Annotated in this window: 24 protein-coding genes and 1 pseudogene; 10 read left to right on the top strand and 15 right to left on the bottom strand. The window is 68.7% G+C overall.

The features are described 5' to 3' along the window. Positions 1–5 precede the first annotated feature (5 nt). From MMF93_RS12635 to MMF93_RS12645, 3 genes are read right to left on the bottom strand one after another with little or no spacing between them, the layout of a single operon-like run. Entirely contained in the window at positions 6–968 is a 963-nt protein-coding gene (locus MMF93_RS12635; RefSeq protein ID WP_242751406.1) for a carbohydrate ABC transporter permease, read from the bottom strand. Continuing rightward, the gene (locus MMF93_RS12640) at positions 965–1,963 is read right to left on the bottom strand and encodes a carbohydrate ABC transporter permease (RefSeq protein ID WP_242751407.1); all 999 of its coding nucleotides are present in this window, start codon (positions 1,961–1,963) and stop codon (positions 965–967) included. Before MMF93_RS12640 ends, MMF93_RS12635 begins: the two co-directional genes overlap by 4 nt. Beyond that, complete coding sequence (locus tag MMF93_RS12645; RefSeq protein WP_242757518.1) at positions 1,960–3,216, bottom strand: extracellular solute-binding protein; 1,257 nt, start codon at positions 3,214–3,216, stop codon at positions 1,960–1,962. Before MMF93_RS12645 ends, MMF93_RS12640 begins: the two co-directional genes overlap by 4 nt. Before the next feature lie 327 nt (positions 3,217–3,543). On the opposite strand from MMF93_RS12645, the gene MMF93_RS12650 reads away from it, so the two are divergent. Together MMF93_RS12650 and MMF93_RS12655 are read left to right on the top strand one after the other, a co-directional pair. Further along, positions 3,544–4,116, top strand: a complete 573-nt coding sequence (locus tag MMF93_RS12650) for a hypothetical protein (RefSeq protein ID WP_242751408.1) — start codon at positions 3,544–3,546, stop codon at positions 4,114–4,116. Then, entirely contained in the window at positions 4,116–8,951 is a 4,836-nt protein-coding gene (locus MMF93_RS12655; RefSeq protein WP_242751409.1) for a putative T7SS-secreted protein, read from the top strand. The genes MMF93_RS12650 and MMF93_RS12655 overlap by 1 nt, the downstream gene beginning before the upstream one ends. Before the next feature lie 6 nt (positions 8,952–8,957). On the opposite strand, the gene MMF93_RS12660 is transcribed toward MMF93_RS12655, so the two are convergent. Together MMF93_RS12660 and MMF93_RS12665 are read right to left on the bottom strand one after the other, a co-directional pair. Then, on the bottom strand, positions 8,958–9,887 hold the full coding sequence (locus MMF93_RS12660; protein ID WP_242751410.1) for a DUF6000 family protein: 930 nt from the start codon (positions 9,885–9,887) through the stop codon (positions 8,958–8,960). A 467-nt stretch (positions 9,888–10,354) separates the two neighbouring features. Next, on the bottom strand, positions 10,355–11,203 hold the full coding sequence (locus MMF93_RS12665; RefSeq protein ID WP_242751411.1) for an alpha/beta fold hydrolase: 849 nt from the start codon (positions 11,201–11,203) through the stop codon (positions 10,355–10,357). Positions 11,204–11,278: 75 nt separating this feature from the next. Between MMF93_RS12665 and MMF93_RS12670 the strand changes: the two genes are divergently transcribed. From MMF93_RS12670 to MMF93_RS12680, 3 genes are all read left to right on the top strand, one after another. Then, on the top strand, positions 11,279–11,638 hold the full coding sequence (locus MMF93_RS12670; protein ID WP_242751412.1) for a MerR family transcriptional regulator: 360 nt from the start codon (positions 11,279–11,281) through the stop codon (positions 11,636–11,638). A gap of 142 nt (positions 11,639–11,780) precedes the next feature. Beyond that, positions 11,781–12,029 (top strand): hypothetical protein, encoded by a 249-nt coding sequence (locus MMF93_RS12675; RefSeq protein WP_242751413.1) that lies wholly within the window; start codon positions 11,781–11,783, stop codon positions 12,027–12,029. A gap of 110 nt (positions 12,030–12,139) precedes the next feature. After that, positions 12,140–13,495 carry a DUF1266 domain-containing protein gene (locus tag MMF93_RS12680; RefSeq protein ID WP_423835410.1) on the top strand — a complete coding sequence of 452 codons (1,356 nt, stop codon included), beginning with the start codon at positions 12,140–12,142 and terminating at the stop codon, positions 13,493–13,495. Positions 13,496–13,602: 107 nt separating this feature from the next. On the opposite strand, the gene MMF93_RS12685 is transcribed toward MMF93_RS12680, so the two are convergent. After that, complete coding sequence (locus MMF93_RS12685) at positions 13,603–14,442, bottom strand: M55 family metallopeptidase (RefSeq protein WP_242751415.1); 840 nt, start codon at positions 14,440–14,442, stop codon at positions 13,603–13,605. A 49-nt stretch (positions 14,443–14,491) separates the two neighbouring features. Here MMF93_RS12685 and MMF93_RS12690 point away from each other — a divergent pair, with 49 nt between their 5' ends. Together MMF93_RS12690 and MMF93_RS12695 are read left to right on the top strand one after the other, a co-directional pair. Further along, a complete protein-coding gene (locus tag MMF93_RS12690) occupies positions 14,492–14,905 on the top strand; it encodes a thiol-disulfide oxidoreductase DCC family protein (RefSeq protein WP_242751416.1) in 414 nt (137 codons plus the stop codon). 21 nt (positions 14,906–14,926) lie between these two features. Beyond that, entirely contained in the window at positions 14,927–15,367 is a 441-nt protein-coding gene (locus tag MMF93_RS12695; protein WP_242751417.1) for a hypothetical protein, read from the top strand. A 69-nt stretch (positions 15,368–15,436) separates the two neighbouring features. Here the strand turns inward: MMF93_RS12695 and MMF93_RS12700 are convergent, their stop codons facing one another. From MMF93_RS12700 to MMF93_RS12710, 3 genes are all read right to left on the bottom strand, one after another. Next, the gene (locus MMF93_RS12700) at positions 15,437–16,456 is read right to left on the bottom strand and encodes a hypothetical protein (protein WP_242751418.1); all 1,020 of its coding nucleotides are present in this window, start codon (positions 16,454–16,456) and stop codon (positions 15,437–15,439) included. Between the two features lie 14 nt (positions 16,457–16,470). Continuing rightward, on the bottom strand, positions 16,471–17,163 hold the full coding sequence (locus MMF93_RS12705; RefSeq protein WP_242751419.1) for a hypothetical protein: 693 nt from the start codon (positions 17,161–17,163) through the stop codon (positions 16,471–16,473). 84 nt (positions 17,164–17,247) lie between these two features. Then, complete coding sequence (locus MMF93_RS12710; RefSeq protein WP_242751420.1) at positions 17,248–17,496, bottom strand: hypothetical protein; 249 nt, start codon at positions 17,494–17,496, stop codon at positions 17,248–17,250. A 340-nt stretch (positions 17,497–17,836) separates the two neighbouring features. Between MMF93_RS12710 and MMF93_RS12715 the strand changes: the two genes are divergently transcribed. Together MMF93_RS12715 and MMF93_RS12720 are read left to right on the top strand one after the other, a co-directional pair. Then, positions 17,837–18,646, top strand: coding sequence for a helix-turn-helix domain-containing protein (locus MMF93_RS12715; RefSeq protein ID WP_242751421.1), 810 nt, complete (start codon positions 17,837–17,839; stop codon positions 18,644–18,646). Further along, positions 18,643–18,840, top strand: coding sequence for a DUF397 domain-containing protein (locus MMF93_RS12720; RefSeq protein WP_242751422.1), 198 nt, complete (start codon positions 18,643–18,645; stop codon positions 18,838–18,840). Before MMF93_RS12715 ends, MMF93_RS12720 begins: the two co-directional genes overlap by 4 nt. 134 nt (positions 18,841–18,974) lie before the next feature. Here MMF93_RS12720 and MMF93_RS12725 read toward each other — a convergent pair whose 3' ends face one another. After that, positions 18,975–19,322, bottom strand: coding sequence for an SbtR family transcriptional regulator (locus MMF93_RS12725; RefSeq protein WP_242751423.1), 348 nt, complete (start codon positions 19,320–19,322; stop codon positions 18,975–18,977). A 123-nt stretch (positions 19,323–19,445) separates the two neighbouring features. Between MMF93_RS12725 and MMF93_RS12730 the strand changes: the two genes are divergently transcribed. After that, positions 19,446–20,201 carry an SDR family NAD(P)-dependent oxidoreductase gene (locus MMF93_RS12730; RefSeq protein ID WP_242751424.1) on the top strand — a complete coding sequence of 252 codons (756 nt, stop codon included), beginning with the start codon at positions 19,446–19,448 and terminating at the stop codon, positions 20,199–20,201. A 173-nt stretch (positions 20,202–20,374) separates the two neighbouring features. Here the strand turns inward: MMF93_RS12730 and MMF93_RS12735 are convergent, their stop codons facing one another. From MMF93_RS12735 to MMF93_RS33700, 5 genes and pseudogenes are all read right to left on the bottom strand, one after another. Continuing rightward, positions 20,375–21,151, bottom strand: a complete 777-nt coding sequence (locus tag MMF93_RS12735; RefSeq protein WP_242751425.1) for a hypothetical protein — start codon at positions 21,149–21,151, stop codon at positions 20,375–20,377. A gap of 266 nt (positions 21,152–21,417) precedes the next feature. Next, on the bottom strand, positions 21,418–22,113 hold the full coding sequence (locus MMF93_RS12740) for a hypothetical protein (RefSeq protein WP_242751426.1): 696 nt from the start codon (positions 22,111–22,113) through the stop codon (positions 21,418–21,420). Positions 22,114–22,890: 777 nt separating this feature from the next. After that, positions 22,891–23,193 (bottom strand): DUF3039 domain-containing protein, encoded by a 303-nt coding sequence (locus tag MMF93_RS12745; RefSeq protein ID WP_114024987.1) that lies wholly within the window; start codon positions 23,191–23,193, stop codon positions 22,891–22,893. 128 nt (positions 23,194–23,321) lie between these two features. Then, positions 23,322–23,939, bottom strand: coding sequence for a YqgE/AlgH family protein (locus MMF93_RS33695; protein ID WP_423835597.1), 618 nt, complete (start codon positions 23,937–23,939; stop codon positions 23,322–23,324). 6 nt (positions 23,940–23,945) lie between these two features. Then, positions 23,946–24,365: pseudogene (locus tag MMF93_RS33700) on the bottom strand (YqgE/AlgH family protein); the annotation flags it as partial. Positions 24,366–24,528 lie beyond the last annotated feature (163 nt).

Genomic DNA, 24,528 nt, shown 5'->3' on the forward strand with positions numbered 1-24,528 from the left:
TCCTCCTATTTCACGGCGCCACCGAGGCCCGAGACCAGGCGCCGGTGTACGCAGACGAAAAAGACGAGTACGGGCAGCGTCATGACCGTGGAAGCGGCCATCACCCCGCCCCAGTCGGGTGTCTCGGTGTCGAAGAAGACCAGCAGCGCCATGGGCAGGGTGGAGTTCTCCGTGGCGCTGATGATGAACGACTTGGCGAAGAGGAAGTCGTTCCAGGTGGAGATGAAGGAGAAGACGCTCGTGGCGACGAGGCCGGGAAAGACGAGGGGGAAGAGGATCTGCCACAGGAAACGCGTCCGGCTCGCGCCGTCGATGAACGCCTGTTCCTCCAGCGCCTCGGGGACGGCCTTGACGAAGCCGCGCAGCATCCAGATGGCGAAGGGGAGGGAGAAGGCCAGGTGCGGCAGGATGAGGGAGAACAGCGAGTTGAGCGCTCCCACGTCCCGCATGAGGAAGAACAGGGGAATGGTCAGCGCCTCGACCGGCACCATCTGCGCGGCCAGGAAGAGCACGAGCAGGGTCGTGCGCAGCCGGAACCGGAAGCGGGTGACGGCGGTGGCGGCGAGGAAGGCGATGAGCGCCGAGGCGAGGACGACGGCGCCCGCCACCAGCAGGCTGTTGAGGAAGTAGCGCCCGAACTCCTGCTGCTCGAACACGCGCCGGAAGGAGTCGAGCGTGGGCGTGAGCGTCCAGGGAACGGGCCGGTCCGAGCGGATCTCGCCGGCTGGTTTGAACGCGGAGAGGACCATCCAGTAGAGCGGGAAGGCGACGAGGAGTGCGATGAGCACGGCGGCGCATTCGGCCGCCAGTCGCCAGGGTTTCCGTATCCGGAGGCGGATGCGGCGGGCGGGCGCGTTGGCGTGAGCAGCGGCCTTGGCGTGGGAAGGGGCGTTGGCGGGGGCGGGGGTGTTCGCGGGGGCGGGGGTGTTCGCGGGGTCGGAGGCGTTGGCGGGGGCGGGGGCGCTCATATCTCCTCCCCGTTTCTGCGCAGCAGTTTCAGGTAGAGCAGCGTGACCGACAGCAGGATGAGCAGCATGACGACGCCGATCGCGGAGCCGAGGCTGTACTGGGAGGACGCGAAGGCCTTCTGGTAGGCGTAGACGTTCAAAACGAGGTTCTGTTTCGCGATGCCGCCACCGCCGGTCATCACGTAGATCTGGGTGAACACCTTGAAGTCCCAGATGATCGACTGGATGGTCACCACGATCAGGATCGGCCGCAGCAGGGGCGCCAGCACGCTGCGCCAGGTGCGCCACACGCTCGCCCCGTCGAGGGTGGCGGCCTCGACCACCTCGGTGGGTACGGCGCGGATTCCGGCGTACGTCGTCACCATCACCAGGGGGAACGAGCACCACACGACCTCGAAGAAGACGAGGGCGAACGCGCTGAGACGTCCGTACGTCCAGGCGAAGTCGCCCAGTCCCAGCACACGGTTGACGGGGCCGAAGTCCGGGTCGAAGAGGAACACCCACACGGTGGATCCGGTGATGGCGGGGGTGGCCCAGGCGCCGAGTGCGGCGAGCATCAGCAGCAGCCGTGGCAGCGCCCGTACGCGCGTCAGCAGGACCGCGAGCGCGCACCCGACGGTCATGGTGCCCAGCACGCAGGCGGCGGCGAAGACGACGGTCGCCAGCAGGACGTTCCAGAACTGCGGGTCGCTCAGCAGTTCGGCGTAGTTGCCGAACCCCTGGAAGCTCGTGGGCTCCCCGCCGCTGACCTGCGCCTGGGTGTAGTCGAGGAACGAGATGAGCCCGAGCTGGTAGACGGGGTAGACCAGCAGCCCCGCCAGGACGACCAGGGCCGGCGCGAGGTAGAGCCAGGGCGTCCAGCCGCCGCGCCGGGCGCCGGCGGGACGCCCCGAGCGGGCGGGCCGGGTGGGACGGGCCCTCGGGGGACCGCCCGCGTCCGCGCGGCCCGGCGTGCGGCGGGGGCGGGACTTCGCCCCGTCGGTGGCGACGCTCACTCGGCGAACGCCTCGTCCATCTTCTCCGCGGCGCCGGCGGCGGCGCCGTCCACGTCGTCCTTGCCGCTGACGATCCGCTGGAACATCTCGGGCAGGATCAGTGAGGAGTCGATCGTGCCCCAGGCGGGGCTCGCCGGCACGAACTCGGTCCCGGCGTCGAGCGTGCGCACGAACGGTTTGACGAACGGCTCGCGCTCGGCGACCTTTCGGCGGGTGTCGCTGAAGGTCGGCAGGAAGCCCATCGCCTCGAAGAGCTGCTCCTGGGTACGCTTGCCCGCCAGTTGCTGGGCCAGCTGTACCGCGAGGGTGCGGTGGTCCGTGCTCTTGAGGACGCCGATGTTGTTGCCGCCCGCGAACGCGGGGGCGATGTCGCCCTTCTCGACGCCGGGCAGCGGGACGACCCCGTACTTCCCTTGGACCTTGCCGTTCTCCATGGCCTGGCGGTTGAAGTCACCGCCGATGGCCATGCCCGCCTTGCCGCCCGCGAAGGCCTCGACTGTCTCGTTGCCGCCCATCTTGGCGCACTTGCCCGCGGGGCAGTTGTCGTCGCCGAAGAGGGAGGTGTAGGCCTTGATGCCCTTCTTGGCGGGCGCGGCGTCGAGCGCGGAGGTGAACGAGCCACCCTTCTCCCGCGCCAGCTCGCCGCCGTGCGCCCAGATGAACGGCATCGCGCCGTAGGTGTAGGCGCCGCCGACCGCGATGCCGTACATGTCCTTGTGCGCGGCGCGGATCTTCTTCGCCGTGGTGGCGAGTGCGTCCAGCGTCCTGGGTGGCTCCAGGTTGAGTGCGTCGAAGACGTCGGTGCGGTAGTAGAGGGCCCTGACGCCGACGAAGAGCGGCAGCCCGTACTGCTTGCCCTCGACGGTGACGGACTTCTTGGCGGTGGGGTCCAGATCGCGGGCGGCGTCCCAGGAGCCGAACTCGTCGCTGAGGTCGGCCAGTCCCCCGTCGGCCACGTATCCTGCGGTGTCGGTGTTGCCGTACTCGATGACGTCGGGGGCGGAGTCGGGGTCGTTGAACGCCCCCTTGATCTTCTCGGCCCGGCTGTCGATGGGGATGTACTGGACGTCGACCTCGACGCCGTCGTGCTGCTTCTCGAACCGGCCGGCGACCTTGTCGACGACCTTCTCCTTGGGTTCGTTGCCGACCTCGCGGAAGAGCCACACCCGCACGGTGCCGCTCTTGTCGTCCTGTCCACCGCTGCCCGAGGAGGTGGAGGGCGCGCACCCCGCGAGTCCCGCGGCCAGTCCCATGGCCAGGAGCGAGACTCCGGCGGCCCTGACGCTCTTGACACGCTTGATGCCTTTGATGCCTCTGATGCCCTTGACGCACTTGTCGGCTTCGGCTTTCACGGCGAGACCCCCAGCACTGGTATTGCACCCTACGCAACGACTGTTTCGCACTGCACAACCTGCACGTGAGCCGTGAGGCTACGAGCCCGGTGCGGGCAGGGCAATAGGTCTGAACCAATTAGTCCTGGCGGCGCCCTGTACCCCTTGCGGTCGAACAGTCGCTCACAGGTACGGTGTTCGGCCGGGACCGGTCGAGTCGGCTGGTCGGGCCAGGGGAGGGGCCGAGGTATGAGTGAGAGCGGTGGTCCGCCCATGCCGGGGGACAAGCTGCGGGCGTGGCTCGCCTACCGGGGCGATCTCCAGGTACCCGAGGCGACGGTCACCCAACTGACCAAGGGCATCAGGGGCGCGCTGGACGAGCTGCGCGAGGTGGGTACCGATGTGGACGCCGCGCAGGGCAGCGGGTTCGAGGAGATGAAGCTCACCAAGATGGAGGTCGGGGACGACGCGCTCTCCGAATCGTTCGAGGGCTTCTGCGAACAGTGGGAGTGGGGCGTGCGCGGCCTCATGTCCGACGCCGACGCCATCGCGGAGGGGCTGGGCCTGGCCGCCGGGATGACCTGGGAGGAGGACCGCTACCGCTCGGTGAAGATCAAGGGCGCCGTGAACGCGGTGAACCCGATGGGCAACCCGTACGCGTCGGAGGACGGCCTCGATTCGGCCGGCTTCCTGGACATGACCACGGGCCGGGTGGACGGCAAGCCCGGCGCGGACGGCGGGGCCGGTGCGGACGGCGGGGCCGGCGCGGACGGCGGGGCCGGCGCGGACGGCGGGGCCGGCGCGGACGGCGGGGCCGGCTGATGGGGCTCGGGGACCTGGTCAACGCGGCCACCGACGCGGGGAAGGACGCCTACAACGACTTCGTACCCGACCCGGTCAAGAACAAGGTCGAGAGCGTCGTCGAGGCGGGCGGCGAGGCGGTCGGCACGGGGTCCGACCTGCTGGCCGACCAGCTGGACAAGTGGGGCTGGAAGCCGGGCGCCCGTTTCGTCCGCGACGCGGGCGACGCCGTCACCAACCAGACCGGCGGAGACGTCCACGAACGGGAGCTGGGCGAGACCGAGGAGGCGAACAAGCTCGTCCACGGCTCGCCCTCCACGCTGGAGTCCACGGCCGACCATCTGCGCGACTTCCACACGGCGTTCGACCGGGTCGGCCGAGGTCTGCGCGGCCTGGACTCCGACCACCTGCGGGGAAAGGCCGCCGACGCCTTCCGCAGCACGGTCGAGGTGCAGCCCGCCAGGTGGTTCACGGCAGCCGACGCCTGCGAGAAGGCCGAGAACGCCCTCAACGACTTCGCCGGGACCGTGCGCTGGGCACAGGGCGAGGCCAGGCGCGCCATCAAGCTGTACAACGAGGGCAAGGCCGCCTCCTCGGCGCACACCGCGAAGGTCTCGTTCTACGAAGACGCCCTCAAGGCGTACAAGGACACGCCGAAGAAGGACCGCGTCCCCGGATCCCTGCCGGACAAACCTCCCGCCAAGGACCCCGGCGAGGCGAAGATGGACGAGGCGCGCGAGAAGCTGAGGGAAGCGCGCCGGCAGCGGGACGAGGCGGCGCGTGCCGCCAACACGCTGATGCGCGCCGCCCGTGACGCGGCCCCGCCCAAGCCCTCCTACCTCAACCAGGCCCGCAGCGGCTTCAAGGGCGGGCTGCTGGCGATGGAGCACCGGGCGGGCGGCTTCCTCGGCGCGGGCACCGACATGCTCAACGTCAGCAAGGGCATGAGCCCGATCAACGGCCACAACCTGCTCAACCCGGACGACTACGCCACCAACCTCAACAGCACGGCCGCCGGGATGAAGAACCTCGCGGCGCACCCGGACAGCGCCCTGAAGCAGGCCTACCGCAGCTTCCTGGACGACCCGGAGGAGTTCTTCGGAGGCGTGGCGCTCGACGCCCTCACCGGGGGTGGCGGCAGGGCCGCGGGCACGGCCGCCAAGGCGTCCCGCCTCAGCCGCGCGGCCGAACCCGCGCACCCGCCGCGGCCCGCGCACCCGCCCCACCCGGCGGCGCACCCACCCCAGCCCACCCACCCGCCCAAGACGAGCCACGAGCCCGACCACCCGGGCCGGGAGTCGCTGGAGAGCGAGCCGGACAACGCCAGCCGTCCGGACGGTGACCGGCCCAGCGGCGAGGACCCGGTCGACTTCGCCACAGGCCGGATGCTGTTGCCGCAGACCGACGTGGTTCTGCCCGGCGTGCTGCCGCTGGCCTTCCGCCGCCACTTCGAGTCGTCCTACCGCGCGGGCCGCTGGTTCGGCCCCACCTGGTCCAGCACCGTCGACCAGCGGCTGGAGGCCGACGAGCGGGGCGTGGTCCTGCACGGCGAGAACAGCCTCCTGGTGGCCTATGCGCACCCGGAGCCCGGCGGCGCTCCGATGCTCCCGGAGAAGGGACCGCAGTGGCCCCTGGAGCTGCGCGCTGACGGCGACTTCGCCCTGCACGACCCCGACACGGGGCTGACCCGCTTCTTCGCACCTGCGGCCGACCTCGCCGACCGGGCGGGTGTCGCCCTGCTGGCGGAGATGTCGGACCGCAACGGCAACCGCGTCACGTTCGAGTACGACGAGGAGGGCACCCCTCTCGCCCTCGTCCACTCCGGCGGCTACCACCTGCGTGTCGAGACGGACCCGGCGCGGCGCCGGGTGACCGCGCTGCACCTGCGCGGCGCGGCGCCGGGCGGCGGCGACCAGGAGCTCGTCCGCTTCGGCTACGACCCGCGGGGCAACCTCGCCGAGGTCACCGGTTCAACCGGTGACGCGTTGCGCTTCGGGTACGACGAGGCCGCACGGATCGTCTCCTGGACGGACACCAACGACTCGCACTACGCGTACGCCTACGACGCACAGGACCGCTGCGTGTGGCAGTCCGGCGTCGAAGGCCACATGCACGCCGCATTCGACCACAGCCCGCCCGGCCCGGCGACCGGCCACCGCGTGACGAAGGTGACCAACTCCCTCGGTCACCGCACCTACTACCTGGTGAACCCCCGCAACCAGGTCGTCGCCGTCACCGACCCCACCGGCGCCACCACCCGCGTCGCACGGGACGCGCACCACCGCGTGCTGTCACGGACCGACCCGCTCGCCCGTACGACCCGGCTGGAGCGGGACGACGCGGGCCACGTCGTCCGCGCCGTCCGCCCCGACGGCAGCGCGCTCACGCTCTCCCACAACGCCCTCGGGCTCCCCGTCGAGGTGACCGAGCCGGACGGTGCGGTGTGGCGGCACGCGTACGACACGCGCGGAAACCGCACCGCCACCACCGACCCGACAGGCGCGACGACCCGCTACACCTACGACGCCCTCGGCCGCCCGACCTCCGTGACCGACGCGTCGGGGCAGACCACCCGGATCCGCTGCGACGCGGCAGGCCTGCCGGTCGAGATCACCGACCCGCTCGGCGCCCTGACGACCTACCGCCGCGACGCCTTCGGCCGCCCGACAGCCGTCGTAGGCCCCCTCGGCGACACGACACACCTGGCATGGACCGTCGAGGGCCGCCTGTCCCGCCGCACCGCACCCGACGGCGCCACGGAACGCTGGGAGTGGGACGGCGAGGGCAACTGCACCCGGCACCTCGACGCCGCGGGCGGCGAGACGGTCTACGAGTACACCCACTTCGACCTGCTCGCGGCCCGCACAGGCCCCGACGGCATCCGCTACACCTTCACCCACGACACCCGCCTGCGGCTGCGCCAGGTGACCAACCCCCAGGGCCTGACCTGGACCTACGACTACGACGGCGCCGACCGCCTCGTCGCCGAGACCGACTTCGACGACCGCACCCGGCGCTACACGCTCGACCCGGCGGGCCAACTGACAAGCCGCAGCACCCCGCTGGGCGATCTGATCACCTACGAACGCGACACCCTCGGCCGCCTGACCGCCAAGGACGCGGCGGGCACCGTCACGACCTACGCCTACGACTCGGCGGGCCGCCTCACCCACGCCCGCAACCCGGACACCGAACTGCTGCGCCAGTACGACCGGGCAGGGCGGATGAAGACGGAAGTCGTGGGCGGGCAGGCCCTCACATACGCGTACGACCCCGCGGGCCGTCCACTGCGGCGCACGACCCCCACGGGCTCGGTCACCCGCTACACGTACGACGCGGCAGGCCACCGCACGGCACTCACGGTGGACGGCCACACGCTGGCCTCGACGTACGACGCGGCGGGCCGCGAGCGGCGCCGGGACATCAACGGGCGCGCCTCCCTGGCCTGGTCCTGGGACCCGGCCGGCCGGCTGACGGAACAGTCCCTGACCGGCCCCGCGGCGGACACCCTCTGGAACCGCTCCTACACCTACCGCCCCGACGGCCACCTGACAGCCGTCGACGACTCCCGCGACGGCACCAGCCACTTCACCCTCGACACGAGCGGACGGGTCACCCGCGTGACCGCCCGCGACTGGCAGGAAACCTACGCCTACGACGAGGCGGGCAACCAGACCGCGGCCACCTGGCCCCCAGCCCACGCCACTCCCGGGGCCCAAGGCGCCCGCACCTACACCGGCACCCGCATCCGCACGGCGGGCCGCCTGCGCTACGAGCACGACGCGGCGGGCCGCGTCGTGCTCCGCCACAAGAAGAACCTCTCCCGGCGGCCCGACACCTGGCACTACACCTGGGACGCCGAGGACCGCCTGACCCGGGTCACCACCCCGGACGGCACCCGGTGGCACTACGCCTACGACCCACTGGGCCGCCGCGTGACCAAGCACTCCCCCACGGAACGGGTGGACTTCACCTGGGACGGCCCCACCCTCGTCGAACAGACCACCACGGGCCCCACCCCCCACCCGGTCACCCTCACCTGGAACCACCAGGGACTCCACCCGGTCTCCCAGACCGAACGGATCACGGACCCGCTGTCCCAACGGGAGATCGACACCCGCTTCTTCGCCATCGTCACCGACCTCATCGGCACCCCCACAGCCCTGGTCACCGACTCCGGCGAAACGGCCTGGCACACCCACCAGACCCTCTGGGGCACCACCACCTGGAACACCGACGCCACCGCCTACACCCCCCTCCGCTTCCCCGGCCAGTACTTCGACCCCGAAACCGCCCTCCACTACAACTATTTCCGCCACTACGACCCCACCACCGCCCGCTACATAACCCCAGACCCACTGGGGCTGGCCCCCGCGCCGAATCCGGTGGCGTATGTCGGCAACCCGAATTCTCGAATAGACCCACTTGGACTAGCACCGGAAGCGTGTCCGAACGGCGGGTCCTGGGATCCTGCCGAAGAGCCGTTTCTCTACAGAGGCGTAAGTCACGCGTCCGAACATGATCCTGACTGGCGCAAGATGTACGACAACGCACTTCAAGGCAGAGCTGAGCCTCGTGGCGGCCACGAAGACGTCCAGCGGCATGTCGGGGGAGACGGTGAGACCGACAGCGTCTTCACCTCGTGGACAACTGACTACGAGGACATGGCGCTCGAGTGCAGCCGGATGGGCAATGGCCCCGGTGTCGTACTCCGGATTCCGAACACAGACGACGTCGGATATTTCCGCGTTCCTGGCGTCTCCTATCCCTACCCGGAGGGCGAGGTCACTCTCCGCGGAACCGTAGCAGGTGCAGAGATAAGCATAAACGGCGGACCATGGCACCGGCCCGGCTGATACTCCCTAGCCGTGGGACAGTTCACTCATGCGCGCGACTGCGGAGTCAAACCCCGCGAATACCTCGAACATGATGCCGCCTCCGAATTTTGACACCACCCAACGCCCCGCGCCTGCCGCAGGATTCAACCCATACAGAGCCGTGCAGAAATCCCCATCCGCGGCAACCGCCAAGGGAACAGCGGCACGCAGTTCACGTGTCACACCGGGATGTGAGGTGAATCGCCGGTCCAACTCCATCCGGGCGCCTTCGTCCGGAACGATCCCCCAAGTCTCACCACCCGGCATCGAGCACTCGGAAAGAGGGGCAAAGGTTTCCTGTGGATCAAACCGTGAATCCGCGCGTACTGACTTCTCACCGAATCTGTCCACGAAGCCGCACAGGAAAGAGATCAGTTCAGCTTCGGGGGGCGATGGAAGCGAGTCCATCCAGCCGTCTTCCGGCAGGATGAACGACGAACCCTCCCGGCTCGGAGTGGTCCGACTGTTCTGGCGGTACTTCCAGCCCGCGATCGCCCACTCATAGGAGGCACCCCGTTCATTCGACTCGGCACCTCGGCGTACGTAGTCGCGAAGGCACTGGACACCTTGTGCTCGACCAAATGAAGTCAGCGCGAGCACGTACCCCAAAGCAGCCCGTCCGTCCCGGCCATTCAGAAGAAGACGCCCCAGCAGCCCTTCGAACCAGTCGCGCGAGCTCATCGCAATCATCCAGGATGCCGTTATCTTCGCTCGCCAGTCCCCGGACAAGAGGCGTGCCAGCCCTTCATCTTCGACATCCTGGGCTGTCTTTCCCAGCCTCTCCCCGAACTCCGACTGTGCCACGTCCGACATCTGGCGGAGATTCCACCCTTGAAATTTCATGTAGGGGCGCCCGGGAATGACGTACCGTCGGGTCAGGGCGAGCAATTGAAGGTCATCATTCGGCATCACCATGGGAGGATTATGCCACGGCCGTGCCACATGGAGCTACACAACCATCTCCACACGAACGGCGCGACCCAATTTCAGGATTCCAGCGTGCGTGGGAGAAGGGCGATGCGGCCAATGCCGACGAAGTAACGCGAAGAGTTGACACTAAGGCCTCCATCCTCAGCGAGGATGGAGGGTACCTGAGTACACAGAATACCGTTGCCTGTGGAGATGATGATCACCGCGCCGGGTTTCAGTGCTCTGTGTGCTTCTGAGGCCGCTGCGGACGTGTCAAGGAAGGACGGAAATTCTTGTGCCGTTGGCCGTGCCTGAATCATTGCGGAGGTTCGCGGGCAACTCGAATCAACAAGAAGATCGGAACTTGATTCCTGGAAGCAAGTTCCGACCTTCGATGGGGCAGATTGCGGCCCTCTATCCCTGACATGGCAGGACGGAGGTTACGACCGCACCTGGGGATCTGAAATTGCTACTCAGAGCTCGTGATCGGACAAGAACGCACGCACCAACTCGTTGAAGCGAGCGGGCTCCTCGGTGAAGGCGGCGTGATGGGCACCGGAAATACGGACCACGCCCGAGCGCCAGAGTGAGGTGAACGGCAGAGAGTCCATGTACTGCTGGTTGACGAACGGATCGTCGGCACCGTCAATCATCGCAAGCGGAACCGGAGGCGTAAGCGCAAGTTGCCTCTTGTCTACGCCATCGCCAGCCAATACAGATTCGAACATTCGCTTGCGTGCACGCCCGTCCGCCCTGCTCACGTCTGCGCGAACTGTGGCTGACGCAGGGACGAACGTGGACTGTTCGGCCATTTCCGTTGCCTGCTCGGGGCTCAACGCCTCCTGGCCGATATATTCGAACGTGGGGTTATCGAGGAATCCCTGGAAGAGGGTCTGATCGTTTACCGGAGGCGTTCCCGTCGTGACGAGCGCCACCGCCCCCGGAAACTTGTGCACGAGTTCATATCCAACGTATCCGCCCAGGGACCAGCCAACGACAATGACGCGTTCGATACCTAGAGAATTCAGCACCTCGATGAGGGTGTCCGCATATCCATGGTGGGTATAGGCGAGGGAGGGTTCGGACGCGTTGTCTGAGTCGCCATGGCCAAGAAGGTCCGCCGCCAGCATACGTCGCTGCATAGCGTCGTCTGTGAGCTGCGCTCGAAACACCTTCCGCGAGACGGAGTTTCCGTGGACGAACAAGAGCGGAACTGCTGAGGCTCGACCGTTCGGATCGGTGTCGAAGAGCGCTACCCGCCCGTAGCGCGTCTCGACGATTCTGGAGTGGAGTTCGGCGCCGTCCAGCTTTTTAGCAGTCATGTAAAATAGCCTAGAATCTCACATGATGTGAGGTTCAAGCATGAAATATGTGATGTAGGCCACACGGAGGTCGGGATGCGTATCGGAAGGCTCTCGGAGCTCACGGGCGCCAGCGTGCGCTCCTTGCGCTACTACGGCGAGACAGGGCTGCTTGAGGTGCGTCGAGGTCCTGGCGGGCATCGCCTCTATGATTCGGCGGATGTCGCTCAAGTGCACTTGATTCAAGCGCTCTTGTCTGTGGGCCTTTCGACTCGGGAAATAGGCGAGATCAAGCAGCATTGCAAGAAAATGCCTCATCAAAAAGAATCCCAGGCAACAGCAATGCTCCGCAAGCAGCGCGACATCGTGGACAGCTGCATTCATAAGCTAGTCGGAGCAAGGTCGCGGCTGGATAGCTTCATAACGGAGGCGGAAGCGCGGGATCGCGTGTCCTGAGTCGTTGATTCGTGTGCAGAGAGCTCTTTCCAGCCTGACGGGAGGTTGGAAAGAGCTCAGTGAGTACCCTGCGGACCGCCGCGCTGCATCCGGCACGATCTTGACTGACCGTGCGTTGACCTGAGCGTCACAGAGGGTCAGAATGCTTGGCAGTCCCGACCTCCTCGCCGCCCCCTACGGAGGACACCGCCCCATGGCCCTGCGGTCTCCGCGTCTGCCGACCCCGCCGTCCAATCCGTACGGGGCGCATCCGGGGGCCGGGTGGGCGCCGCCGCCCGGGCCGGCGGACGCCCAGCGTGCGGCAGCCGCCAGGAAGCGGATCGTCATCGGGGCGGTCGTCGCCTTCCTGGCGCTCGTCTACGTCGTCCCCCTCTGCAGCCGGCTGTTCTGACAGCCCGATGGCGCGAGGCACGGCGTCGGGGCACGACATCGACGTACGACGGCGAAACGCACGCGGGAAGCGGCGAAGCGGACACGACTGCGAGGTTGCGAGGTCATCTGATGTGGAAGCGGGGGGCGGCCGGGGAGGTCGCAGGACCGGATGTGACCAAAGCCGGGGGCGGCGGAGGGGCCGCTGGGGCGGCGACCACCCACCCCGAGTCCCCGGACCACCCGGGGACTCGGGCGGCGGCGTGGCGGGAGATCCCCAGCGACGTCGAACGGCGGCTGTACGAGGCGAAGTCGCGGCATGACTGGGCCGCCTACCTGGACGTGCTGGCCGGCGAGCCGCTGTACCACGCGGCTCCGCGCGGCTGGCTGGAGGCGAATCCGGGGCGGGTCGCCATCACCCCGGTGTGGCGTCCCGAGATCCGGGCCTGGTGCACCCCCGTCTACACGGAGGCCATGCTTCCGGCCCCGATCGACAACCCCGTCTTCTTCTCGCAGAGCCTGGGGTGGTTCGCGCGGGGCTGGGAGGCGACCGACCCTCCGTGGCTGGCGGTCAACCCGGGCTCGCCCTGTGAGGCGTATTTTCCGTCGGGGCCGGGTTTCCGCGCACTGTGGCAGCGCCACGCGGACAACGTCACGCACGCGTGCACCCCTGCGCACGAGACGCTGCGCACCTTGTGGGTCGGCGGACCGCGCACCGGCGCGGTCGCGCGCGGACTGGCGTGCGGGGCGCTGATGTCGGTGAAGAATGGCAGGTACTGGAACGCTCTCGGTCACGGTCACGGCTACACCGACGAACGGCGCCTCCTGGACCGCTGGTGGGGCGTCACGACGCGGGAGACGTGGCAGCGCCACCAGGAGGACCTGCTCACGGCGGAGATGAGCAGCCCGGTGTGGGAGTTCGCGCTGGGGGTGCGGCACAGTCTGGCGCAGGACTTCGGCGGCCATGTGGAGACCGGTCACTGGCGGCAGGCCACCGAACGGGTGCTGCGCAGCAGGGTGTCCACCGCCCGCGTCGAGCTCACCCCGGAGGGCGTCACCCGTACGGAGGGCCCGTCGGAGGAGGAGATGGAGGCGCAGGTCGCGGGCGTCAAACGGCTCATCGGGCGCATCACCAGGTACGAGGCGCGCTTCCGCGCCGACGGGTTGCTGCCCGAGGGTCGGTTCGTCCGCTCGGTGGCCGCCTGGGACTACGGCCGCGCCTCCAACATGGCCCGCTTCGGGCTGGGCGCACGCTTTTGCACCCTGGCCGAGGCGGAGGAGGCCGTGCTGCGCGCGGGGCGCGTGAGCACCGCCGCGTACCGCTCGTGGGAGGACTTCTCCGCGGGGTACGCGCTCGGCCGCTGCCTCCACTTCGACGACGAGGAGTTCGGCCCCTTCTACGAGGAGACGCTGACCGGGCACCGCCTGCTCACCACGGAGCCGGAGAGCCCCTGGCTGACCATCCCGTTCCGCTCCGAGGGGGACTGATCCGAGGGGAGTGATCCGAAGGGAGTGATCCGAAGGGACTGATCCGAGCGGACTGATCCGAGCGGACTGACTCCAGGGGCTGACGGCTCGGGAAACCGGGCGACCGTTCAGCAGTACGGCGCCTGCCCCGTGAGGGAGGCCGCCACCTGCTGGAAGACCCCGAAGAGCCGGAAGAGTCCGGGCAGCTCGCCCCGCACCAGGACCGTACGGTCATCCGTCCGCGTCACCCCGGGTACGCCCTCCAACTGCTGTGCAACGGAGGCCGACTGCCAGCGCACCGCGAGAGCGTGCTCCGTCGTGTCGGGCACCCTGCGCGTACGGGAGGCGGCGTCGCGCAGCCCCTCAGCGGTCGCCTCCTCGATGGCGGCCCGCGCTTCCTGAGCGGGGCGCAGCCGGGCGGCGAAGCGGTCGCGGGCGTACTTCACCGGCGCCGTGCGCACGTGCGCGTCCCACTCCTTCACCTCCTCGCACGCCACGTCGCAGCCCGAGAGCGCCACCACGGGCACGCCGATCGCGGTGGCTGTCGCGTACGAGAAGCCGATCTCGCCCATCGCGTGTGCGTCGTCGAGCCACATGTCCTCGATCTCGTGCCCCATGTAGCTGTGGCTGAGCACTCCCAGCGAGCCCGCCCGCGCGTGGTAGCCGACGCACACGACGGCGTCGAACGAGGCGTCCAGGTCCTGGAGCATCCCCATCGGCTTCGGCTTGCCGCGTACCAGGGAGGCCGCCGGATGCAGGTCTTCCACGAGCAGGTTCCGCATCGTGCTGTGCGTGTCGTTGACGACGACCTCGCCCGCACCGCCGGCCAGGGCACCCCTGATGGCCGCGTTGACGTCCTCCGTCATCATCACGCGCCCACGCGCGTAGTCCCGGCCGCCCATCTGCACGTCGTCGGCGCCGACCAGGCCCGTGACGCCCTCCATGTCCGCACTGATGTACACCTTCATGATCCGAGTCTGTCAGCGCGGACCCCCGTGCGGAGCGACAATCGAGGACATGCCGACCCGACCCGTACTGCTCTACGACGGAGACTGCGGCTTCTGCACCACGGCGGTGCGCCTTGCAGAGCGGCTCGTCCGGCCGCGCTGCGCGACGGTGCCGTGGCAGTACGCGGACCTCACGGCCCTCGGCGTCACGCGCGAGCGCGCCGGCTACGAGGTGCTGTGGGTGACACCGACGGGCGCGGTCCACGGGGGCGCACAGGCTGTCGCCAAAGCCCTGCTGAGCGCGGGCGGCGCCTGGCCTGTGGTGGGCGCCTCGCTGACACTGCCGCCGCTTCGGTGGGCGGCGGCCGGCCTCTACCGCCTCGTCGCCGCGAACCGGCACCGCCTGCCCGGCGGCACCGCCGCCTGCGCGGCGCCCGGGCCGGACCTGGCCCCCACCCGCCACACCCCGCAGGACACCCCCTGAACCGTCGCTAGGCTCACCCCCATGACGACACCCGCGCCGCCACCGCCACCCCAGCCCCAGCCGCAACCGGCTACGGCGCCGCAGCCGGTGCCGGCCCCGGCTGCGGCGCCGGCGCTACGGGCCATCGAGTGGGACGGCACGACCTGGGACGACCCCTCCGAGGACCAACTCCACGACCTGCTCGCCGACATGAACCTGCGGTTCCGGTTCGTCGTCGTCGAGCGGCTCGGGAAGGAACCCGCGGGCCACCACTACATGCAGGTCCACCTCAACGACGACTTCAGCTACCAGGTCGAATACCGCGAGGGCGGCCCCGAACACCACTTCCAGGCCCACGTACCCGCCCAACCGGAGATGCTGCGCCCGCAGCCGGTGGCAGGCGTCCTCCAGGCGTGGGCGTTCGAGAAGCCCGGCTGGCGCGAGGCCCTCGACTGGACCCCGTGGGACGGCTCCCCGAACTGAGCGCTCAGCCGGCTCGGGGGCCGGGCTCCCGGTCGGCGGCGGAACCGGCCGCGGGCCGTCCCCTCACCGTCAGTTGACGGACTGGATCTCCTGGACGGTGACGTTCCGGGTGCCGCCGAACCGGCCGTCCGGCAGCTCGTCGTCACCGGCCCCGCCGGTGCCCTCCCACGAGGCGTCCCACGTGAGCGTCGCCTTCAACGGGTAACCGCCCCCGTCCTGCGTCGCCCGCAGATACGTCACCCCGCACGGCGGCGTCTTCTTCCCCGAACCCTTCTCGTACGGGCTCCCGATCCCACCGTCCTCACCCACCGGGCACTCCCCCGAGCCCGGATGCAGCCTCGCGTCCTCCGTCCCCGCGGAGAGCGCCAACGACTCCGGCTTCACCGTCGTCGTCGCCGAAATCTTCACGCCCCCACCCAGATCGACGGACGCCGTCACCGACAACGGCCTGTACGTGCCCTTGTCCAGCCACACCCACGTCGGCAGATTCACCGTCTGCCGATCCTTCGGATTGAGCTCCACCTCAGTGTCCGGAACCTGGATCCGCTCGTACGCCAGAGCGGACAGAATCTTCGGACTGATCGCGTTCTCCACGTCCGGCTGCTCACCGTTCTTCACCCAGAACGGCAACTCCGTACACGACTGCGCCTTCGCCGCATCCGGCTCATTCGGATTAGGCACCGCCGCCCAAAAACTCCCCTCCCCCTGCTTCTCCAGATTGAAGTCCTTGTACTTTCCCTCGGAGTACATGTGCCGGATGTCACGGTCGGTGTCCTGCTTCAGGCGACCGTTGTTCGGAGTCCGTCCCGTCAACGAGTAGGGAGAGTCCTCAACCTTCGCCTTCAACTCCTCGGGGGTGTAGGCGGGGGCGTACCAGCACGGTGGCGGTGACCAGTTGCTCCCCGCCGGCACGGACAGATTCCCGCCCCCGCCAGAACCTTCCGTGGAACCAGAGCCTGAGTATTGCACGACTCCCGCGTTGGCACCGTAGCTCTTGCCCTCTTTACTGGCCCCTTGGTCCACGTCGAAGCCGGCATGCGCATCGGGCACTTCCAGGCCGAGCGCCACCACGGCAGCAGCCGTCAGCACGCCGGCCCTGCCTGCTATTTTCCGCATTGCTTCACCGCCTTCTCAGTGACCTCGACACTCCTCGCTTTCCATGATTCGCCACCCGACGAGGATTTTTGCATTACCACACTGAAGCGGACGAAGTTCTTGTCATCCGTGGCACTGTTCCGGATGACCTTGCCAGTCTTGATCTCCTTACTGAAAATCTCCGACTGATCAGAGCAGAAGGCAACCTCGACGAGTTTGCCGTCGACGGGTTCACCGACCTGCTCCTTGTACAAGCGCTCCGAGCCCGTCACCGTGTAATTCTTCTCCGCATGCTGCTTCCTCATGTGAGTCGCATACTCGGCAGCAGTCTGAAGGGGCACGGTGTGTTCAGCGAGAACGGGATCATCGGGGTCGTCCTTCACCATTCCTCGCCTGACCACTCGCAGGTAGTCCGCCGCCCCATCCAACGCGGCGGCCTTCTCCTCATCGGAGGGCTGCTTCCAGTCGAAGACGAGTTTCACGTCGTCGGGTAGCTCGATGTCGGAGGTGCGAAAGTCCGCAGCGTCGCCCTCGGCGGGGGCATCGCTCTTGCTCGGGCTCGCGGACTTGTCCGCCGAGCCCCCCGCCCCGTCGATCTTGTCGTCCTTGGAGCCGCCACCCCCTCCCCCACACCCGGCGAGCAGGAACACGGCGGCAGCGGTGGCGGCGGCCAACGGGTGGACGGGGCGGGCGAGTCGCACGGCGGGCTCCTGAGCGTCAGGTGACTGTCGTGAACCTGACGGTAGCAAGCGTGAGCAGCTGATCGCTCGGTGTATTGGCACGCCTCAGCCCCAATTCCCGTACCAACTCCGCCGGTTTACCTCGCGCAACCGCGCGCTCAACTCCCGGGCACGCTGGGACACCACCAACTTCCGCACGGCCCGCAACGCCCGCCGCTCCCGCTCGGTGGCGACGCGCACAGCGGACACGTGGGTACGCCAGGTGCGCCGGCCGGGCCGCACCAGCGTGAGCCACGCCCCGTCGATGCGCACGACGAGCGCGGGCTGCTGCCGCGTCGTGTCGTACACCGGCACCCCGGGCCTCACCTCGCCCCCTCGCCATGCGTGGCGCGCTCCCGTGCGCAGTGGGCCCGCCACAACACCCGCACGTCCACGGCCCGACTCGCGTCCCCGGCCCGCTCCGCCACTTCGTGCTCCCGCGCGTGACGGTCACACGTCGTGCACCCCTCAGTGGCGCGCGGCGGTCGCAGTGCGGGGAACTCGGGAAGGTCGTCGGGAGGAAGGTGCTCAACTCGCTCGTACATCAGGGCCCCTGTGAATGGTGCTGATTCTCCGTTCTCAGCGACGAGCATCACTCAGTACGGATACGCTCACCAGGAGTAACAATGTGCGAGCGACCGAAGGAACACAGCCCATGCCCGCACCCCGGCAACTGGACCCCACCTACTCCGTGGCCGCCTATCTGGGCCACAAGATCCGCCGCGAGCGCGAGAAGCGGAAGTGGACCCAGCAGGTCCTCGCCGCGAAGGTGTTCGTCTCGCGTGTCCGCGTGGCCAAGGTCGAACTCGGCAGCGACCCGCCGAACCCGAGCCTGGCCTCCCGCTTCGACCAGGTCCTCGGCTTCGAGGACGACTTGTACAACCTGGCGCGGGTGCTCGAAAATGTCCAGGTGCGGGACTACGCCCAGGCGTATCTGGCCCGGCAGCTCGAAGCCATTGCCATCCACGGTTACTCGATCGTGGTGCCTGGGCTCCTCCAGACCGACGACTACGCGCGCGCACTGATGCTCGCCGGGCAGGCCGGGGACCCCGAGGAGATCGACCGCTACGTCGAACGCCGCGTGGCCCGCCAGGAGGTGTGGAAGCGGACGAAGCCACCGTGGATGTGGACCCTCCTGGACGCGGCCGTGCTCCGCCGCGAAACCGGAGGCCGGTCGGTGATGCGCGGCCAATTGACCCGCCTGCGGGAGATGTGCGAACTGCCGCAGATCAATGTGCAGATCCTTCCGGAGAACACGACGGCCATCGCAGGCTCCCTGTGGCTTCTCACCTTGCCCAACGGCGACCGGGGAGCCTATACGGAAGGGTTCAGTGTTGGCGCATACATGGAAGAAACGGCCCAGGTCACACGCTTCCAGCGGGTCTATGATTGGCTGCATACCAACGCGTTGAGTGCGGACGCATCCATGAAGCTGATCGAGCAGGCCATCGAGGGGTACGCATGATCGACCTGACGTCCGCCGCGTGGCGCAAGTCCAGCTACAGCGGCAATGACAACGACGACTGCGTCGAGGTTGCGGACAATCTCGACGGCACCGTCCCCGTCCGCGACTCGAAGCGCCCCGAGGGGCCGGTACTGACGTTCCGTCCGGCGGCTTGGTCGCCGTTCATACGGCAGGCGAAGCGCGACCGGCGCTGACCCGGATCTCGGATACGGTCCCCGCACCCGGTCCGTCCGCGACGGCGTACTTCCAGGCTGGTAAGCGCAACGGGGCGCCGGAGCATCGCGACGTGAAGACCGCGTACTGTCGCGCGGCCGTACCGGCCCGCTGATCACGCTCCGCCGGTGCCGGGAGACCGGAGGCCGTCGAGCGCGGTGTCCAGAATCGGCCCGATGTACTCGTCCTCCCCGTTGATCGTGGCGACGGCGAGGACCAGGTCGAGAACCTGCTCGATCGACAGGTCGGCGCGCACTTGGTGCGCCGCCTGCGCAGCCGCCAACAAGGGACGGCCGGCATCCAGTACGCGGTCGCGGCCGCCGAAGACGGGGTCGGAGACGTCGGTGTGCTTGAGGAGTTCCGCGGCGAGGCGGTGCTTGCTGGACAGGAACGCCGCGAACCGGTGCAGCCAGACCGTGAGTGCGGCGACGGGCGACTCACCCCCTCCAGCAGTGGCCGCCACGCAGAGACCGTCGACCTCGTCGGTGAACAGCGTCTCCAGTAGCTCCCGGCGCCCGGGGAAGTTCCGGTAGAGCGTGGCCAGCTATCCGCTTGTCTCGCGAAACGTGCGTAGAGGAGTCACCCGATGGCACACAAGCGCATCGCATTGATCACGGGCGCCAATCAGGGCGTGGGATTCCAGGTGGCGAAGGAGCTGGCGGCGGACGGCGTAACCGTCCTCGTCGGCGCACGCGACTTCGGGAAAGGGAAGGCCGCGGCGGAGGAGATCGGAGAGCGGTCGATGCCGGTACAGCTCGACGTGACCAGTCAGCCCTCGATCGACAATGCCGCCGAGCGCATCCGCTCGGAGTTTGGCCGACTCGATCTCTTGGTGAACAACGCGGCGATCTCGCGGGCCACCAGGAACGAGGTAGCGCTGGAAGACTACATGGCGCATTACGCCGCCAGCAATATTTCTTTGGGAGAGATGCGGACGATCTGGGAAACCAACGTGTTCGGGCCGCTGGCCGTCTACCAAGCCATGCTTCCGCTACTGCGTCTTTCTTCCGATGCCCGCATCGTGAATGTCGGAAGTGGCGCGGGTTCACTGACGCTCAACTCTGATCCTTCGCTTCCGGAGCGGAAGATGTTCAGCCCCGGCTATGCCGGCTCGAAGGCCGCACTCAGCATCATGGCCTTGTCCATGATGGTCGAACACGGCGAAGACGACATCAAGGTGAACCTTGTTTCGCCCGAGTTCACCAGCACGGCTTTGAACAACCATCAGGGCTCCGCGACGCTGGAGGAAGGATCCCGGGAGGTCGTGCGTGTAGCGAAGTTCGGGCCGAACGATCCGTCAGGCACGTACACGCGCTGGGAAAATCAGAGCATCCCGTGGTGATCCGCGTTCCTGGGCGCCCCTCCGGGCGCCCACGTTCGAGCCCGCGTTCCCCGACCTGAGCCGGGCAGTCCCCGGCGTCCCCGGCGCCGCCCGGTTCGTCGGCTACGGGCCGCCGGGGAAAGTCTGTGGAGCGCCCACCTCATGACGGCACGAGCCAGCTGACGGACACGACGCTAGTTGACGGACTGGATCTCCTGAACGGTGACGTTCCGCGCGCCGCTGAACTCGCCGTCCGGTAGCGCGTTGTCGCTCTCGCCACCGCTGCCCTTCCACGACGCCTCCCAGGTGAGGGTCGCCCTGAGCGGGTAAGCGGCGCCGTTGTGCGACGCCCGCTGGTACGTCACCCCGCACGGCGGCGTCTTCTCCGCGTCGCCCTTCGTGTACAGCGTGCCGACCCCACCGTCCTCGTTCGCGGCGCACTCACCGGACTCCGGGTGCACCACGGCCTCCTCGGTACCCGGGGACAGGTGGAGGGAGCCCGGCTTCACGGTCGTCGTCGCCGAGATCGACTGGCCTGCGCCCAGATCGACGGAAGCCGTGACCGACAGCGGCTTGTACCTGCCCTTGTCCAGCCACACCCACGTGGGCAGATTCACCGTCTGCCGGTTCTTCGGGTTCAGCTCGACCTCCGTCTCGGGAACGGTGATCCGCGCGTACGCCAGCTTGGAGAGGATCTGCGGGCTGATCGCGTTCTCCACCTCCGGGCGCTCCCCGTTCTTCACCCAGAACGGCAGCTTCGTGCACGACTCCCGCTTCGCCGCGTCCGGCTCGTCCGGGTTCGGCACCGCGGCCCAGAACTTCCCCTCCCCCTGCTTCTTGAGGTTGAAGTTCTTGTAGTCCCCGTCCGTGTAGTTGTCCCAGATCGCCGTGTCGATCTCCTGCTTCTGTCCCCCGTTGTCCGGCTGGCGCCCTGTGAGGGAGTACGGGGAGTCCTCCAGTATTTTCTTCAACTGCTTCGGGGTGTACGTCGGTGCATACCAGCAGGGAGGAGGGGTCCAATTCCCGGTCGGTGTCGAGAGATTGCCGCCACCGGTGCCCTCGCCAGCCGGAGTTCCGTCGCCGGAATAGGTGACGGTTCCCTTGGCTGCTGCGTCGGCTTCGTTCCCCTGAAAGGTTCCCTTCTGACTGCCCCTGCCGGCGTCGATGCCGGCATACGCACTGGGCGCAGCGGTCATGACCGTCAGAACACAGCCCCCGAGGACCGCTAATCCGACCGTTATCCTGCGCATTGTTTCACCGCGCCTTCGATGACATCGGCCGTCTTCGCCTTCCACGGCTCACCAGTATTCGAGGACTTCTGCATGACGAGCTCGAAGTGAAGGTAACTCTTGTCCGACGGGCTGTCCTTGATCACTTTGCCGGTCTTGGCAACCTTGCTGAAGATCTCGGCCTGATTGGCGCAGTAGTCGACCTCGACCAGTTTCCCCTTGGCGATGTCGCCCACTTTCTCCTTGTAGTACCGCTCCTTACCAGTCACGGTGTAGCCCTTTTTGCTGGTCACCTTCACCAGAGAGGTCGCGTACTCCTGGGCGCTGCCCAGCGGCACCGTGCGGTTGACCAAGGTGGGGTCATTGGGCTTCTGCTCAGCCATCGCGTGCATCATCGCCCGCATATAGTCCGCCGCACCGTCCAACGCCGCGGCCTTCTCCGGATCGGAGGGCTGCTTCCAGTCGAAGACGAGGTCGACGTCCTCGGGAAGCTCGATGTCGGACGTGCGGAAGTCGGCGGGCTTGTCCTTGGCGGAGTCGTCGTCCCCGCTCGGGGAGGGCGACGTGTCGTCCTTCGAGGAGCCCGCTCCCTCGATCTTGCCGTCCTTGGACGAGCCTTCCCCACCCCCGCCGCATCCGGACAGCAGCAGCGCTGAGGCGACTGCGGCGGCGGCCAACGAGGCGGCTGGGCGGTTCAGTTGCACGGCGGGCTCCTGAGCGTCAGGTAACTGTCGTGAACCTGACGGTAGCAGGGAGCGACCATCCCGCCGAGCGACTTCCGTGCGCTCAAGGCCGGTGAAACCGGGGCCGGCGGCCGTGGGATGCGGAGGCCGCGTGTGTCGCGGGCCCTGGAGGAGTGGGCCGCCGCGCGGGGCTGGTCCGAGCTGAGGCCGGAGACGCGTGACGCCCAGCCGGACGCCGTCCGCTTCCACACCCGCTCCGCATACACCCGTCGGCGCCTCCGCGGGGCGCGACCGCTCGTGGTGCTCCGGCCGACGGCTTGCCTGACCGGCTTCGGCCACCCAGGTCACCACCCGGCCCCCGGGGCCGGGGCCCGGTCGCCCCGGTCACTTCCGCGGAGCGGCCTCTTCCGCAGGCCGGAGAGATTTTTCTGAGCTCGCCGTGAACTTTTTCGCGGGGACCGCCATCGAACCCCTCGGTACCGAAGATCGGTCCCCTCGTTCCGGGCAGCGGCGAGCGGTCGCCTCCGTCCGGGGTGGCGGGACTTTCGACGTGGTGGGGGGCGCTCTCAGGGACGGGGACGCCTCCCGCCGCTCCCCCATGCCCGGGCCGGGCAAGGCCGGGGCGAGCCGCCCACCACGCACTCAGCGCGCGCCGCGCGGCAGGCAGCACACGCCGCGCCCCGACCCGCTCTCCCGGAGGAGAGCGGACGAGGCGCGGTTCGCATACTGCGGCACTACGCGGGTGCGCGCGCGGGCGTGGGGCGCTCAGCGCTGAGCCGGCGCTGACAGGCCCGGGGGCTACTTCTTGCCGCCGCCCTTACCGTCCTTACCGCCCTTGCCGTTGTCCCCGTTGGGGCCCATGGTCTCGTAGATCTCCTTGCACATGGGGCAGACCGGGTACTTCTTGGGGTCACGCCCCGGGACCCAGACCTTGCCGCAGAGCGCGACGACGGGCGTACCGTCCATCGCGCTCGCCATGATCTTGTCCTTCTGGACATAGTGGGCGAACCGCTCGTGATCGCCGTCACCGTGCGATGTCTGCGGGGTCGGTTCGACGAGTGTGCCGGTGCCCGCCCCGCGCTCGGGCTCAAGAGTGCTCATGCGGTCCAAGGGTACTCATGCGCCCGTGACACGTCAGGCATGGGCGGTGACCCGCGTCACCCTCGCGGGGGCCTCCCGCGCCGGACGTGCCGCCCGTGGCGCCGGGGGCCCGGGCCGCGGGGCCGCGCTCAGTTCAGCGAGGGGTCGTCGGGGTACGTCGCGACCAGCGCCAACTCGCTGCGCTGCCGCCGCAGTACGGACCGCCACAGCCGCTCGGGGTCGGGCGAGGAGACGTCGCCGGGCTCGGACTCGACCACGTACCACGCACCCTCGGACAGCTCCTTCTCCAGTTGCCCGGGGCCCCAGCCCGCGTACCCGGCGAAGATCCGCAGGGAGCCCAGTTCCGCTGCGAGCAGTTCGGGTGGTGCCTCCAGGTCGACGAGGCCGATGGCGCCGTGCACCCGGCGCCATCCGAGGGGGCCGTCGGTGTCGAGCACGGCTTCCATCGCCTCCATGGCCTCCATGGAACCCGCCGCGTCGCCGGTCCCGCCGGTGTCCGGCTCGACGGCCCCGTCCCCGGCCCCGGACCCGGCATCGGCGGCAGCCCCGGTTCCGGCCCCGGAGGCGGATCCGGAGGCGGATCCGGAAGTCCCGGTCGGGGCCCCGGCGCCCCCGGCGTCCGCACCCTCTCCCGCGTCCGCGCCGGAGCCGCCACCCGCGCCGGAGCCGGCACCCGTGCCGGTAGCCGCTTCCGCACCGGCACCCGTGCCCGCCGCGTCCGCACCCGGGCCCGCGCCCCCACTCACATCCTCACCGGCCTCGGAGCCGCCCTCGGCAACACCGGCCCCGGCATCGGCGGCGCCGCCGCCACGAGCGCCGCCGCCACGAGCAGCGCCACCCCCGTCGCCCTCGCCATCGGCACCCGCACCCGCTCCCGTGCCCGCGTCACCGGTGCGCAGCCCCGTTCTTCGGGAGGGGACCACGGCGACGCCGAGGGCGGCGTCGAGGGAGACGGGGCCGCCCTGGAAGACGACGCCCGGCTCGCCGGCGAGGGGAGCCCACGGCTCCAGGATGTCGCCGACGTTCACCGGGGTGGGGCGGTTGAGGACGACGCCCAGTGAGCCCGCCTCGTCGTGGTCGAGGAGGAGCACCACCGCGCGGTCGAAGTTCGGGTCGGCCAGCACCGGTGTGGCGACGAGCAGTCGCCCGGTGAGCGAGGACACCTCGGTCATACCGCAATGATCCCGCACCCGGGCCTTTCGCGGGGACCCAACGGCCGGATCGAAGGGCGTTCGGGACGTGAGCGGGGGCGAAGAGGGGGGAGGGAAGGGGGAGGAAAGGGGGCCGGGGGACGTGCCGGTCGTCCCGCCGTGGCACAGTGGCCGCCCCGTCGCA

It is taken from the genome of Streptomyces tubbatahanensis (assembly GCF_022699385.1).
Classification (GTDB): domain Bacteria; phylum Actinomycetota; class Actinomycetes; order Streptomycetales; family Streptomycetaceae; genus Streptomyces; species Streptomyces diacarni.